Raw genomic sequence first — 13982 nt, forward strand, 5'->3', positions numbered from 1 at the left:
CATGTAGCGTGCTACATGCTTTACTTATTCACACGTTTTGGCTGAATATAGTCTTCCGGCTTGGGAGCTTGATGAACGACAAATTCAGCCGAAAATTCCTCTTTTGCATTTATTTTTTTCGTTTGTTTTGATTGCGGCATATACCTCTCTCCTTTCTTTTTACTGTCTTTAATATACGAAAAATAAAGGAGAGCTATGCACGTTAGCTATAGCGTGAAATAATATTGGTTAATCTATTTTTTAACTGAGGAATTTCTTTTTCAGAAACATGAACATGAACGAGCGACTCATCTGCATCCAGCATTTCAGATAAAAACCCCCCAAACCCTCTGGCCCGTCGATCTACTTCTATAAATAAATCGTAGTCATGTAAGCCGCTCGGCTGCACGATGATTTCAATTTCATCTACTTTCCCAGCGTACACTCCACCGCTTGGAACAAATTCAAATTCTTGAACAAAAGGAAGTCTTTTTCTCATCCTGCGAGGAGCTTCTTCGCACTCGACTTGGCGCAAGCGAAAGCCAAGCTGTTCCATCGCTTCAATTGTGCTTGTTACCATAAGGTTAGGGAGCACTTTTACATGATCAATATCCGACGGATCAACCGCATCTTTAATATCGAGGCTCGTCGCCACCCACACTCGGGTTCTCCCTAATGTAACAGGCGTATCATCAGGCAGCTGAAAGGTAAAAGGAATAGACTTGGTTTCAGATGGTTGGATCGTAAACGGGTCGTTAATCTTAAACGTATTAAGTTCAATGTCCTGCTTGTATTTTTTATCGTCTCTTTCTTTTACATAGGTTGTGAATAGACGCAGATAGATGCTGTCAATTTTCTGCTCAACATTTCCGCCGTACACTTCAACAATCCCTTCAATCGTTTCACCAGCACGAAATTCATCATTGACAAGCTTAGCATCCACTCGCGCTGCACCAATTCCAATGCGGGCTAACGCTTTATTAAATAGCGCCATGCTTTTCCCTCCCCGAGTTCTTACTATTTATATAGTCATAAATGTCTTTTTGTAAACTTTTAATACTTTCATACGCTTCATCTGCTCTCAGCATTTTTTGAATGATGGTTTTAATGGGCGCCGACAAGCTTAGCTCTTGTTCCCAGCTTTTTTCTTGTTTATCCGTCGGCTCATAACCAGAATACAATAAAAATAAAAGAAAATGACCAAGCGCATAGATATCGCTTGCAACCGATGTTTGTCTCATAAACTGCTGTTCTTCTATAAGGCTGCTTGTTTCTTCATGAGCTCCCAAAAATCTTGCAAGACCAAAGTCAATAACATAGATGGTCCCGTTAACATCAATAATGTTTGGAATACGAAGATCACGGTGAACGATTCCTTGCTCATGAATAACGGAAACTACTTTTAGAATATCAAGTAAAATGTCAAGCGCTTTTTCTTCTGTATATACGCGCTTCTCTTCAAAAATTAAATCTTCAAACGTTTTTCCTTGAATCAACTCCATCACTAGAAAACACCCTTCATCTATTTCAACAGCTTCATACAGCGAAGGAATTTGAGGATGATCTAGTTGAGACAGCAGTTTTGCTTCATAATGAAAAGACTTCAGCCCCTGAGGCGTGCGCTGCTTCGTTTTGCGGAGCTGCTTTATTACTACCTCTTTTTGTTGCACAATGTCACTAGCAACATATGTTATACCATAGCTCCCCATTCCCAGTACATTTATGATTTCATAGCGCTCACAAATGACTGTTCCTTTTTTAAAAGGACGGTCAACTAGCCAGCGATGAAAGTGTTTGAACATTCGATTTTTCATTCCAAATCAACTTGAGAAAAAGCTTGAGAAGAAGCTTCCGCTTTTGCGTTTACGCTTGTAATGGTGATGACCATATTTTGAATGACTGTGGCTGTCATAATATTTGCTTCGTTTATAATCGCTACTGCTGCTATGGTGACGCGGACGTCTGTGATGATGATCACTGCTGCTGTAGTGGCGTGGACGTCGGTAGTGTCGATCACTGCTGCTGTAGCGGCGATGTTTAGATCCAGTTAATGATTCAAATATTTTTCTGAACATAAAGAAAACCTCTTTTCTTAACATTTGTTACCCTTTATACGTACGAAATGTTATAAAGGTTTCAAAAAGTCCCTTACCCTTTTTTAAAATAGTTAAACGTTTCAAAGGAGGCTTAACATGACTTCTACTGACACAAATCCCCTCATTAGATTGGAGGATGTTCTTCGTCTGCAGCAGATGATGCAGCACAAACCTCCTGCTATTCTCCCGCTCTCTTTTATTGGAGAAGATGTAAAATGGATTAAAGAAATTCGAAGAAAAGTAAAAAAAGCTAATCAAAACAATGTTACACGTACACAAGCTTATTTGGACTATTATCAAAAACACCCTGAAATTCACTGGGCTCTTTTAGCACACTTAGTTTCACGAAACGGCGGCTATTATATGACAGATCTCTCCACTACCTTAATAAAATCCCTGCTTTCATCAGAGAAACAGCACGCATACTTCTTGTTTTTAGAACATTCCAACTCAGCGATATTTCATGATGCTTACGCTCAGCTGTTACTCTATGAAAAAAGCAAAGAGCAAAACAGCAATCTGTTTCATTTACTCCCCGCCTTTCACATATCTTCTTTTATGAAAGCTGTTTGGAATGACTTTTGGCAGCACAGAAACAAAACGCTCTTATCAATAGCCCTGATTGTGAACGAACAGTATCATATCGAAAAAAATGTTCTCTTTAAAAAAGAGTTTCAGCGTGATGTTCTTAACTCTTGGCAGTTTCACACTCAAAATTTTCTCGGTATGACTCAAATCGTCTTTCCCTATTATTCAGGTAATAAAATTGATTTATGTGGAACGAAAGTCTACCATTTTGAGTCTGTGATAAGACGGATTGAAGTGGGAAAAACCCTATACGTTCTTCTTTTTTATTCAAACTTGCATGATGCTATTTATACCTTTAGCCTTAAACACCCTCATACAGGGTCTCGAAGCGATTATAATTCAGATATATTTACAAATGACAGAACTCATTCCAAAAAGCTCTATAGCCCGACTTTAACTATGAGCTGGGGAGACCGCGTACATCTTTTTTTAAGAAAAGAAGATTGGTTTGAAGACGAAAGCATATTTTCTCTTCTTGACTCTATTCCCGCTTCTTCAGTTAAAAAAATTCCCCTTCAGCATCATATAAAAGTGCAATCCGCTATAAAAGCTGCTAATCCTTTTTCATAACCGCTGTCTCATAAACAAAACGACGAGTTTCCCCGTCGTTACAGATGTATCTATCTTTTTATTCTTCATCTTGCTCATCAATAATACATTTATCAATGAGATAATCAAAAGTTATATCCGCTAATTCGCCTAGCTCTTCTTCAGCGGGAACATAGCCTCGCTTGACTAGTTCATTGTAAAAGAACTCCGCAATTTCTTCCGTATCAATGACCACTTCGATTTCTTTCACAATATCACTCCTTATCCCGTTTGAACGGATTAGCGTACCTTATTTTTCTTAAAAATAGGTTCACTCCATCTTCTCCTTGAAGTTTTACCTTATACACATTTATGAACAATTTGGCAATAGTATGTCTAAAATTTCAGCAGTTTAAATAGAAAGGTAATTATACCCATTCTTTTTTCATTACCATCGCCGTATACACAATAAAAGATAGCTAAGAGAGATGTGATGATCTATCTCGGCTATCTTTTATTTATTAGGCATCTACCTGCTATTTTCCTTGTTCGGATTTTGCTATCTTTTTTAAATGTTTCAGCACTAAGTTCATGACTTCAGCGTATTCTTCATCTTCAAAAAGCTCATACAAAAATTTATAATCATTGTACACATCTAAAAGACCGTTTATAATCTCATGCTTTTCTTTAGTTAACCTCACTTCTTCTTTTTCAGAACCGTTTTGTTTTTTCATCTTTGGTAGCAACTCCGTCTTTTTAATTTCTTTACCTAAATACAACATATCAACACTTTGAGCGTAATTTTCTGTTTCCTCATGAGGAGTTACGAGAATGAGTTCTTCTTCACTAGCCTCAAGCCATTCTCCATCTGTTACACGTGACAATTCATAGACAATATCTTCCCATGAATCCTCTTTATAACGCCATATTTCTGTTCGAATACCAATGATTTTAAATAACTCTTTTCCATAATTAAAAACCTGGACGATATCGCCGAAGAAAAATTTATATTCAAGCTCTACTCTTTCCTGTACTAATATTTGACCTTCATATTCTTCTAGAAGCTCAATTGTATCTTCTAAAAAAAGACCTTCACTATGGTTGATTTCGTATACAAAAATCCCATCCATCACTTTTATATCGGTAATAGTGCCAACGGTCCCGTATATTGTTACAACGACTGTTTCACCAATTCCGTATTTAGGTTTTTTCTTCCCTGCCATCGTCGCACCTCCTTAGTAAACATACACCTACTGAAAAGTTACAATATTATATGCAGTAACTAAAAAAGGGGAAGTATAACATCTTTAGAACCAAGCCTTTATTATCTATTGCCCTCTATCATTTTTTTCTGCTTATTGTACAGGCTAAGGAAAATAAAAAGATCCGAACGATTCATCGTTCGGATCTTCCTTCAACTAAAATACTGTTGTTCTAGCCTCTTTTTATTTTCTCACGCATTATTTTGATAAAGCTCCCATGCTTCATCAAATACGGTCATACTTGATAAATAATGTCCGTTGAGCTCTAAATAAGAACTCAGTTCGTCATAGTCTGTTGAAGATTTCGGGAAGCTGTGATCATCATAAGCACTTCGCGCAAACTCTCCCATTCGATCATGTTTTTTATTTGATCGGAATTTCATTATATAGTGATAAAAGGATTTCATCGTACTCCCCCTCCAGCGGTATGTGTATCTTTTCTATCATTTTTTCAAGAAATCTACAACTTTCTTCTGTGATATGTAGATGTCGAACACTGCAATATGAGTGTTTTACTGGACAAAAAATATTAAATTCATGTTACAGTTGCAAAACAAATTTCACTATTAGCGTAACGAATAAATATTGTTATATCAATATTTTTCTTTTTTCAAAAAGACATTTGTAACAAAAACACATCGTTTTTATAACAAAAGCGTTGATTCGACAGGTTTCTCAAGCCTTTATGTAATTGCAAAAAAGAAGAATTCATGTTTTAATTCCGTAGTGAAAGGTTATTCTAACAATAATCGCCATTTAAATAAATCTTGTTGGTGGGAGGTTTACATCAGCATATGTTGAGGAAAAATAATACTATGAATACTCGAAATGCTTACTTTGATAATGCTAAATTCGTATTAATTTTTTTAGTTGTATTTGGGCACATGATTTCTCCGTACCGAACAGATAGCAGCGGAATGCTGTCCATTTATCACTTTATCTTTATTTTCCATATGCCTGTCTTTATTTTACTAGCAGGTTATTTCTCGAAAAATTTCCATAAAAAAGGATATTACAAAAAAATATTTACAAAGGTGGCTCTTCCTTACTTAGCTTTCCAAACGATCTATACTCTTTATTATAGTGTGCTTTATACAGATGAAACGTACACGCTTCAATATTTGGTTCCTAGATGGGCAATGTGGTTTCTACTGAGCTTAATTTTTTGGAAATTAATGCTTCCTTTCTTTGCAAAATTCCCAATGTGGATTAGCTTAACTGTCTCTATTTCGCTTGGACTTGCAATGGGCTTCATTGATATTGACGGATTTGATAAAATTCTAAGCATTAGCAGAATGTTTGTCTTCTTCCCGTTTTTCCTTTTAGGCTACTATTTGTCACAGCGACAAGAGCCTTTTACAAATCTTTTGACAGCGCGAAATCGAATCATTGCATCCATCGTATTACTAGTTACATTAATTGGAAGCTATTCTTTCTTAGACGACACGGCTTACACAGATATGCTGTATGGAACGAACACGTACGACAATGTGGCCGAATTTTTAATGCGCGTTTCTCACTATGGAATTGCTTTTCTTGTATCTTTTGCCTTTATGGCTTTAATTCCAACGCGCGGTTTTGCTTTAACAAGCATTGGACAGCGATCACTATACGTGTATTTATTGCACGGCTTCATTTTAAAATGGTTCTTTACAACTGACTTCTCAAAAAGTCTAGAGCCAACATCATGGGGTATTATCGTCTTAATCGCACTGTCCATTTTAGTAACGATGCTTCTTGGCAGCCGTATTGTCGATTGGTTCATCACCGGTACCAAGCTCATCGTTCAGTTTGTTACACCTAAAAAAGCCATTCAGAAATTTTCATTAGCATTCAAACGTACGTTTTCATAAAAGTCATACTCCTTTAGGAGTATGACTTTTTTCATTTTCTTTAGAGAAACCAAGTAAATAATTTCATTTTGCTGAATTTTATGTTAACGTTTTAATATCTAAAGGAAGGGAGTTTTTCAAGATGGAATTAGCATATTATGCTGGAGAGTTTAGAGATATTAACGAGGCTGTTATTCCAATTGATGAACGCGGTCACCAGTTTGGAGACGGTGTTTATGAATTTATTCGTGTATACAAAGGAGTTCCGTTTTCGATTGAACGTCACTTAGACCGCTTAGAAAGAAGTGCAAAGGCAATCTTTATTGAACTGCCGGTTTCAAGACAGGAACTAAAGGACATCATTCGTCAAGGAATGGAAAAATCAACGTTAAAAGACGCTGATATTTATATTCAAGTTACGCGCGGGATTGCTCCTCGAAATCATTTATTTCCTGATGTACCTGCACAATTAGCACTCACAATACGCCATCCTCGCCAAACACCTGAAGAAGCCTATGAAAAAGGCATTTCCACTCTTCTATTGGAAGACGAACGATGGGCTAATTGCTATATCAAATCATTGAACCTACTTCCTAACCTTCTGGCCAAACAAGCTGCGGCTTCTAAAGGGTGCAAAGAAGCTATTTTAGTAAAAGACGGATACATAACCGAAGGGTCGAGCAGCAATGTATTTGCGATAAAAGACAACGTCTTGTTCACGACTCCTGCCACAAGAAAAATTCTATCCGGTATTACGCGCGCTAACGTACTGGAATGTGCGCAGGAACAAGCCATTCAAATCCGAGAACAAAATATGACTCCTTCCTTTTTAAAAGACGCTGATGAAGTTTTTATTACGAGCACGTCCGTTGGTCTTTTGCCCGTTTCGAAAATAGACGAAGTCGAACTTCCAACTGTTCGTCCTGTTACAGTAGCTTTAAAGCACGCATACAGCCTACGTACTGCTGGAACAAAGGCTTATCAATAAGAAAATCCGCCCCTTACAAAATAAGGGGCGGATTTTTAGAATTTAAAGTAGTTGCGCTTTAATAATCTTGGCACTTTTAATAGCTCATCATACCGAATGGATTCATCAAGTTTTTTTGTATCGACAAGAAGCAGCTGTGTTTCCACTTCTTCTATGATCTCTTCTTCTTGATATGACATCCCGCAACCTGAACAGCTGATACATGGCATATGAGTAATTTCGATACTTCTCGTTCCATCTGGCAATTCCCAGTATGCGGTATTGGTTGTTTCTACCGCTTTTTCTTCTTCGCACCATGCGCATTGAACAGTCATATTACAGGACCTCCTTAAGATGATGGAGCATCGTCGCTTTTACCGTCTTTTTTCAATTGAGCTTTAAACTTTTTATCTTTTAATTCATCTCTTTTTTCACGTTTGTCTTTTAGGCTTTCGTGAGCACTGTCACTTTCATATGTTTTACGTCTTTTTACTCTCCCTAACCCTTCCGGTACAAGGTTGAATTGAGCATCATTCATAAGACCCGAGATGCCGATGGAAGAATCTTTAGCATCCGATTCTGGATAAACAGCTCGAAAATAATCATCTGCACGCCCAGGCACATAGCTTTCTGGCTCCGGATACGTCGTAATCACGCCTTCAAAGTTTCGCAGAACAACTTTACTTGCGCTTTGACTAATAATATAGTTTGGTTGAACGGCAATCTTTCCTCCACCTCCTGGCGCATCAATAACAAACGTTGGAACAGCATAGCCAGACGTATGACCTCGCAGCCCTTCCATAATTTCAAGCCCTTTGGAAACAGGTGCGCGGAAATGCCCAATTCCTTCTGATAAATCACATTGATAAATATAGTAAGGACGAACGCGTATTTTTACTAAATCGTGCATAAGCTTTTTCATGATAGCTACGCTGTCATTAATCCCAGCTAAAATAACCGCTTGATTGCCAACTGGAACGCCTGCATCGACAAGCATTTCACATGCTTTTTTTGTCTCTTCCGTAATTTCAATGGATGTATTAAAGTGAGTATTTAACCACACTGGATGATATTTTCTTAAAATGGCACATAAATTTTCCGTTATTCGCTGGGGAAACACAACGGGTGCTCTGGTGCCAATTCGAATAATTTCCACGTGGGGAATAGCTCTTAAATTTTTCAAAATATATTCTAAAATGTTGTCATTAATCAGCAAGCCATCACCGCCTGAAATGAGTACATCTCGCACTTCAGGTGTTTTGGCGATATAAGCAATCGCAGCATCTAACTGTTTTTTTGGAACGCCCATTCCAATTTGTCCTGAAAACCTTCTTCGAGTGCAGTATCTGCAGTACATGGAGCATTGATTGGTAACTAAGAACAAAACGCGATCCGGATAGCGATGAGTCAATCCTGGCACTGGAGAATCTTCGTCTTCATCTAGCGGATCTTCTAGATCGTATTTTGTTTTATGAAGTTCTTGGCCAACCGGAACAGACTGCATACGGACGGGGCAGCGAGGATCATCTGGATTCATTAAAGATGCATAGTAAGGCGTAATATTAAGCGGAATGGTTTTGGTTGAAATGCGCACTCCTTCTTCTTCTTCAGGAGTTAAATTAATGACTTTTTTTAAATCATCTAGCGTTCGAATTGTGTTTGTTAATTGCCAAATCCAATCGTTCCACTTTTCCTCGGGCACATCTTTCCATAATTCGATATCTTTCCAATGTCGGGACGGCTTATATAAATCATATAACATACAATCGCTCCTTTATGAAGATTTACTATTGTTATATGTTACAGCCCATAAATTGGTTAATTATTTCTCATCCTTTACTTTTTGATAGATCCTTCACCCATACGTTCATATCTTCTAACGATTTATAAATGTAACAATTATTCGTTAACCGTCCCGTATAGGTATACCCAAGCTGATGAAAAGCGGCATTCATCCCAAATGAAAGCGCTCTCGCTATTGTGTATGCACAAAAAATATGCCTCTGTTTTAGCTCCGCCTCTAGTGCGCTTAATAAATGCTTCATGAATCCATACTTTCGGTAAGCAGGGAGAGTCGCACAATCCGTTAGTTCAGCATTGTGATAGACATAGTCAATTTCAGCAGAAGCAGCGCTAACGATATCGTTCTTGTCAACGATGATATAAAACAAATTATCTTCTTGAAGCAAACTAAAGAGATACTCTTCTTCATAGAGGGGAGTCGGATACACTGTGAAGATTTGACGGTAGAGCTGAGAAAGTTGTTTGGCGTCAGATGAAATGGCTCGGCGCATGATCAGTTGATTCGATAAAGGAGAATAATCAGATGTCGGCAAATTCAAAACATCTTGAAGCAGCTCTGTTTCTTTTAACGTCTCCCCGCTGTCTCGGCGGGATTGAGACGTATAGTAGCATAAAAGATACGCGTCGCTTCCGTTAAAATAGTAGGGAACAGTTGCTTCTAAAGAAAATCCCAAGCTCATCCAGTCCAACAGATGTTCGGCACGTGCTTTTATAATCCACTTTTCGTACGTTGCCTTATCCATTTCTTTATATATATAGCTGTAAATATCGTTCACATTTCCCCGGTAATCATCCATTCTCAGACGCTTGTTACATTCATCTAAAAAAAGAGTCATAGCAAAGGTTGGTTGACAAATAGTTTCTTGTTTCGCCATTTGTTTGTATCCTCTCCCTTTTTAGCTTAGTCCGCAATACTGCACCAGTCTGCTACAGTGAGAGCAATAATTTCTGCTGCGTCAAGCATCGTTTGAATACAAATATACTCATTTGGAAAGTGGGCTACTTCTGTTACTCCTGGTCCAAACACAACTGTTGGAATATCCCCTACTTGTGACAATATCCCTCCGTCCGTTCCCCAAGGAGATGCTTCAATGATCGGCTGTTTCTGTTTCACTTGATAAAAAGAGGACGAAAGAGAGGTCATAAGCGGATGCTCTAATTCAACTTCACCAGGAAGCCAGTGGGCCCCAAACCATTCCAAGTCGACAGGATGCTCAGCAAACCACTCATCACACTGAGGCAAAAGTTCAAGCCACGATTTCATTTCCGCTCTGACATTTTTCATTTTTTCATGCGGAGCAACTCCTATCCTGCCTTCTAATACTACTTGATCAGCAACTGAAGAAGGCCACGTTCCTCCTTGTATATTTCCGATATTAATGGGCACGGGAATGGGAATTTTATTATAGAGCGGGTCTGTAATTCGGCTGTTTCTCTCTTTTTCAAGACCCTCAATATGTTTAAGCACAGCAGCTGCTTTTTCAATGGCACTCACGCCTTCATACCGAGTCCCTCCATGTGCTGCTACTCCATGTACGGTCACGCGAAACCACATCGAGCCTTGTTGTTTAGGAAAGATCTTCATGTTGGTTGGTTCTGGAATAATGGCACCATCTGCTTTATACCCTCTAAGCACGCAGGAAAGTGTTCCTGCCCCTCCGCTTTCCTCTTCTACTACGCTTTGAAAAATAACATCTCCTTTTAATGAAATACCTAGCTCTTTTAATGCTTGAATCGCTAAAAGTAACGACACATTCCCTCCTTTCATATCCGTTGCACCGCGCCCATATAAGTTTCCATCTTTTACAACGGCCGTATAAGGGTCTTCCTTCCACTGTGAAAGATCGCCGGGAGGCACAACATCAATATGTCCGTTTAAAATGATGGATTTTCCCCCACCTTTTCCTTTTAACACGCCTACCACATTCGGGCTATCTCGGAAACTAGAACGGTTGGAGGCAAAAGCTTCATGGGTACGAAGTGTTTTTTCGTCTGGTTCCCATATATCAATATCTAACTGCAGCTGTCGAAGGCGTTCAATGACAATTGCCTGCGCATGCTTTTCAGAACCCTGTACGCTTGCTTCTTCTACGAAACGCTTGAGTAAACGCACTGCACTTTGACGATGCTCTGTCATCCAGTTATGAATAGATTGCTGTATGTTCATGTAATGGTCCTCCTTATCGTATCGTAATCAATTGATCACTCAGGCGAACTGTCGCTTCTGTTGAACTCAAAATATCCTCTACGGTATAAGGAGACATTAACTCGGTTAGAAGAAGCGCATCTTTTTCTACTTTAAAAACCGCCCGATCCGTAATAACTAATCCCACGCAGCCCGAAGCAGTAAGAGGTAAAGAGCATGTCTTGACCAGTTTTGGTTCTCCTGTCTTGCTCGTATGATTCATTAGCACAATGACTTTTTTCGCTTTTTGAGCTAATTCCATCGCTCCTCCCATCCCAGGAACTCGCTTACCTGGCACAATCCAATTAGCTAAATCCCCTTTTTCACTCACTTCTAACGCACCAAGAATGGTCATATCGACGTATCCTTTTCGAATCATCGCGAAGGCTGTAGCACTATCACAGTATGAAGCCCCTTGAACAGTAGTTGTTGGATAGCCTGCTGCATTGCAGACATTCTCATCTTCTTCACCTAAAGGAGGCGAAGATCCTAACCCTAAAATTCCGTTTTCAGCATGAAACATCACATGAACAGCGCTTGGTACATAATTAGGAATAAGAGAAGGAATGCCAATCCCTAAGTTAACAATCATGCCGTTTTTGATTTCAGCCGCAGCACGTCTTGCAATACGATGACGAATATCTATTCCCAAACCCATTTCCAATTCACTCCTTTTGAAGGCACAATATAATCCACAAATACGCCTGACGTCATCACATTCTCTGGGTCAATGTCGCCAAGAGGAACGATTTCCTCCACTTCAGCAATAGTTATACGACCTGCCATAGCCATTAATGGATTAGTGTTTCGAGCGCTTTTATCATAGAGCAAGTTGCCGAATGGATCTGCTTTTTTTGCATATACAAAAGCCACGTCGGCTGTGAGCGGTTTTTCAACTAAAAATGTCTTGCCGTCTACTTCCACTTTTTCTTTTCCAAATTGAATAATGTCATTTTCTATTCCTACATCAATCAGTACTCCTCCAAGTCCAACTCCCCCCGCTCGAATCCGTTCAGCAAGCGTTCCTTGAGGAGAAAACTCAACTTTCAGCTTTTCTTCTGTCATCAGCGTTCCAGCCACGGGATTCGATCCAATGTGAGAAGCGATCAGTTTTTGAATTCTTCCTTGACTTACTAATTTTCCCGCACCAATATGAGGAAAGCCTGAATCATTACATATCAGTGTGAAATTTGATTTTTCGCTTTCAATAAGGCCGTCAATGAGAGAAGGCGGACTGCCTACGCCTCCAAACCCTCCTATCATCAGCGTAGCAGCATGATCCACGTATTCAATTGCTTGTTCCACAGTTGTAATCTTTTGAAATGAGTTTTCGACCTTTGTCACTTATTTCACCTCATTTCCCTGTTTTTCATTTTGTACTTCATACAATGTTTTCGAAAGCAACACGACCGCTTCATCAAGTTGGCGATGAGTAATCGTAAATGGCGGCGCAATAATAATACCGTCTCCTTCTACTCCATCTGTTCCTGCTTGTGAAGGATAAAGGAGAAGACCATTTTTATGGGCTTTACTTATTACGCGCGCCGTCATATTTTCGGAGGATAAAAAAGGCTCCTTCGTTTTTGGATTTTGTACAAGCTCAAGACCAACTAGTAAGCCTTTGCCACGAATATCACCAATGATAGGGTAAAGAAGTTGAAGCTCCTTCAATTTTTTTACTAAATAGGCTCCTTTCAGCGCTACTTGTTGAACAAGATCGTTCTTTTCAATATAGGCTAAGACAGCTAGCCCTACAGCCGCTGACAGCGGATTAGCGCTTAGCGTATGGCCGCTCATAATTAATTTGGATCCGTTCATGATAGGTTCAATCGTTTTGCTGCTAGCTAACGTAACGGCTATCGGTGTATATCCTGCTCCCACTCCTTTTCCAAGCGTCATGATGTCTGGTTTAGCTCCCCAGTGCTCATATGCAAACATCACGCCTGTACGCCCAACTCCAGTCATGACTTCATCGGCTATCCATAACACATCATATTTATCACAAATTTCTCTTATCACTTCATAATAACCGGGTGGAGGTGTAAGAGCTGCTCCGGCAGCTCCTACAATGGGCTCTGTAATAAAAGCAGCAATATGTTCAGGGCCGGTTCGTTTGATAACTGTTTCCAATTCGTGTGCACAAGCAAGATTACAGGATGGATAGGTTTGATGAAACGGACATCGATAGCAATAAGGAGGTGAAACCGAAGGATAATCTTCAAGCAAAGACGAGAAACGTTTTCGTCTTCCAACGTGCCCTGACATAGACAGCGCTCCTATTGTAATACCGTGATAGCTCATCCAGCGTGACAAAACCTTTGTTTTGGTTGGCTTTCCTTGCTCTTGAAAATGCTGAATGGCTGTTTTCATAGCCGTTTCAGTCGCTTCTGTCCCGCTGTTAACAAAAAAGCTCCACTGGAAATGATTGCTGCTTAATTCACATAGTTTCTTAGCTAAGGCTTCCGTCGGATCGCTTGTAAACTGCGACCGATATACAAACGCAACTTTCTGTGCCTGATCCGTCATCGCATCAATAATTTCTTTTACGCCGTGTCCGATACTTGCTGTAACTGCCCCTGACGAAGCATCTATGTACTTTTTTCCATCTTGGTCGTACAAATAAATTCCTTTTCCATATGAAATAACTGGGTAGTCGTCGTCGAGCAGCGGCTTTATCACATGGGTCTTATTCATTTCCGCACTCTCCTTTCAAACACATACTCTTATTAAACTGTATGCTGA

16 protein-coding genes are annotated in these 13982 nt (G+C 39.4%); 3 read left to right on the forward strand and 13 right to left on the reverse strand.

The annotated features are described in order from the left end of the window. Window positions 1-202: 202 nt before the first annotated feature. The 3 genes from CEQ83_RS19440 to CEQ83_RS19450 are packed head-to-tail and all read right to left on the reverse strand — an operon-like array spanning window position 203 to window position 2054. Entirely contained in the window at window positions 203-973 is a 771-nt protein-coding gene (locus tag CEQ83_RS19440; protein ID WP_028415111.1) for a sporulation protein, read from the reverse strand. Continuing rightward, complete coding sequence (locus tag CEQ83_RS19445) at window positions 960-1793, reverse strand: serine/threonine protein kinase (RefSeq protein ID WP_047749946.1); 834 nt, start codon at window positions 1791-1793, stop codon at window positions 960-962. Before CEQ83_RS19445 ends, CEQ83_RS19440 begins: the two co-directional genes overlap by 14 nt. Window positions 1794-1799: 6 nt before the next feature. Then, the gene (locus tag CEQ83_RS19450; RefSeq protein WP_080754470.1) at window positions 1800-2054 is read right to left on the reverse strand and encodes a hypothetical protein; all 255 of its coding nucleotides are present in this window, start codon (window positions 2052-2054) and stop codon (window positions 1800-1802) included. A 117-nt stretch (window positions 2055-2171) separates the two neighbouring features. Here CEQ83_RS19450 and CEQ83_RS19455 point away from each other — a divergent pair, with 117 nt between their 5' ends. Continuing rightward, window positions 2172-3233, forward strand: coding sequence for a DUF2515 family protein (locus tag CEQ83_RS19455; protein WP_028415113.1), 1062 nt, complete (start codon window positions 2172-2174; stop codon window positions 3231-3233). 58 nt (window positions 3234-3291) lie between these two features. Here CEQ83_RS19455 and CEQ83_RS19460 read toward each other — a convergent pair whose 3' ends face one another. The 3 genes from CEQ83_RS19460 to CEQ83_RS19470 form a co-directional block, all read right to left on the reverse strand. Continuing rightward, window positions 3292-3462, reverse strand: coding sequence for a YozD family protein (locus tag CEQ83_RS19460; RefSeq protein WP_013058720.1), 171 nt, complete (start codon window positions 3460-3462; stop codon window positions 3292-3294). Between the two features lie 265 nt (window positions 3463-3727). Beyond that, window positions 3728-4414 (reverse strand): hypothetical protein, encoded by a 687-nt coding sequence (locus CEQ83_RS19465; RefSeq protein ID WP_013058721.1) that lies wholly within the window; start codon window positions 4412-4414, stop codon window positions 3728-3730. 230 nt (window positions 4415-4644) lie between these two features. Continuing rightward, window positions 4645-4860 carry a YozE family protein gene (locus CEQ83_RS19470; protein ID WP_013058722.1) on the reverse strand — a complete coding sequence of 72 codons (216 nt, stop codon included), beginning with the start codon at window positions 4858-4860 and terminating at the stop codon, window positions 4645-4647. Between the two features lie 408 nt (window positions 4861-5268). On the opposite strand from CEQ83_RS19470, the gene CEQ83_RS19480 reads away from it, so the two are divergent. Further along, window positions 5269-6306, forward strand: coding sequence for an acyltransferase family protein (locus tag CEQ83_RS19480; RefSeq protein WP_013058723.1), 1038 nt, complete (start codon window positions 5269-5271; stop codon window positions 6304-6306). A 121-nt stretch (window positions 6307-6427) separates the two neighbouring features. Then, a complete protein-coding gene (gene dat, locus CEQ83_RS19485; RefSeq protein WP_028415114.1) occupies window positions 6428-7273 on the forward strand; it encodes a D-amino-acid transaminase in 846 nt (281 codons plus the stop codon). Window positions 7274-7308: 35 nt separating this feature from the next. Here dat and CEQ83_RS19490 read toward each other — a convergent pair whose 3' ends face one another. The 7 genes from CEQ83_RS19490 to CEQ83_RS19520 form a co-directional block, all read right to left on the reverse strand. Next, window positions 7309-7587, reverse strand: coding sequence for a YokU family protein (locus CEQ83_RS19490; RefSeq protein ID WP_013058725.1), 279 nt, complete (start codon window positions 7585-7587; stop codon window positions 7309-7311). Window positions 7588-7601: 14 nt separating this feature from the next. Further along, window positions 7602-9014, reverse strand: a complete 1413-nt coding sequence (kamA, locus tag CEQ83_RS19495) for a lysine 2,3-aminomutase (protein ID WP_028415115.1) — start codon at window positions 9012-9014, stop codon at window positions 7602-7604. A gap of 67 nt (window positions 9015-9081) precedes the next feature. Beyond that, window positions 9082-9930, reverse strand: coding sequence for a putative beta-lysine N-acetyltransferase (ablB, locus tag CEQ83_RS19500; protein ID WP_028415116.1), 849 nt, complete (start codon window positions 9928-9930; stop codon window positions 9082-9084). A 26-nt stretch (window positions 9931-9956) separates the two neighbouring features. Continuing rightward, window positions 9957-11222 (reverse strand): peptidase, encoded by a 1266-nt coding sequence (locus tag CEQ83_RS19505; protein ID WP_155017475.1) that lies wholly within the window; start codon window positions 11220-11222, stop codon window positions 9957-9959. A 13-nt stretch (window positions 11223-11235) separates the two neighbouring features. After that, window positions 11236-11898: a 3-oxoacid CoA-transferase subunit B gene (locus tag CEQ83_RS19510; RefSeq protein ID WP_028415118.1), complete on the reverse strand. Its 663-nt coding sequence runs from the start codon at window positions 11896-11898 to the stop codon at window positions 11236-11238. After that, entirely contained in the window at window positions 11883-12584 is a 702-nt protein-coding gene (locus CEQ83_RS19515) for a CoA transferase subunit A (protein WP_028415119.1), read from the reverse strand. Before CEQ83_RS19515 ends, CEQ83_RS19510 begins: the two co-directional genes overlap by 16 nt. Further along, window positions 12585-13934 (reverse strand): aspartate aminotransferase family protein, encoded by a 1350-nt coding sequence (locus tag CEQ83_RS19520; protein ID WP_098113566.1) that lies wholly within the window; start codon window positions 13932-13934, stop codon window positions 12585-12587. It lies immediately after the preceding gene. Window positions 13935-13982: the final 48 nt, after the last annotated feature.

Origin of the sequence: Priestia megaterium (assembly GCF_009497655.1) — a bacterium.
Taxonomy (GTDB): domain Bacteria; phylum Bacillota; class Bacilli; order Bacillales; family Bacillaceae_H; genus Priestia; species Priestia zanthoxyli.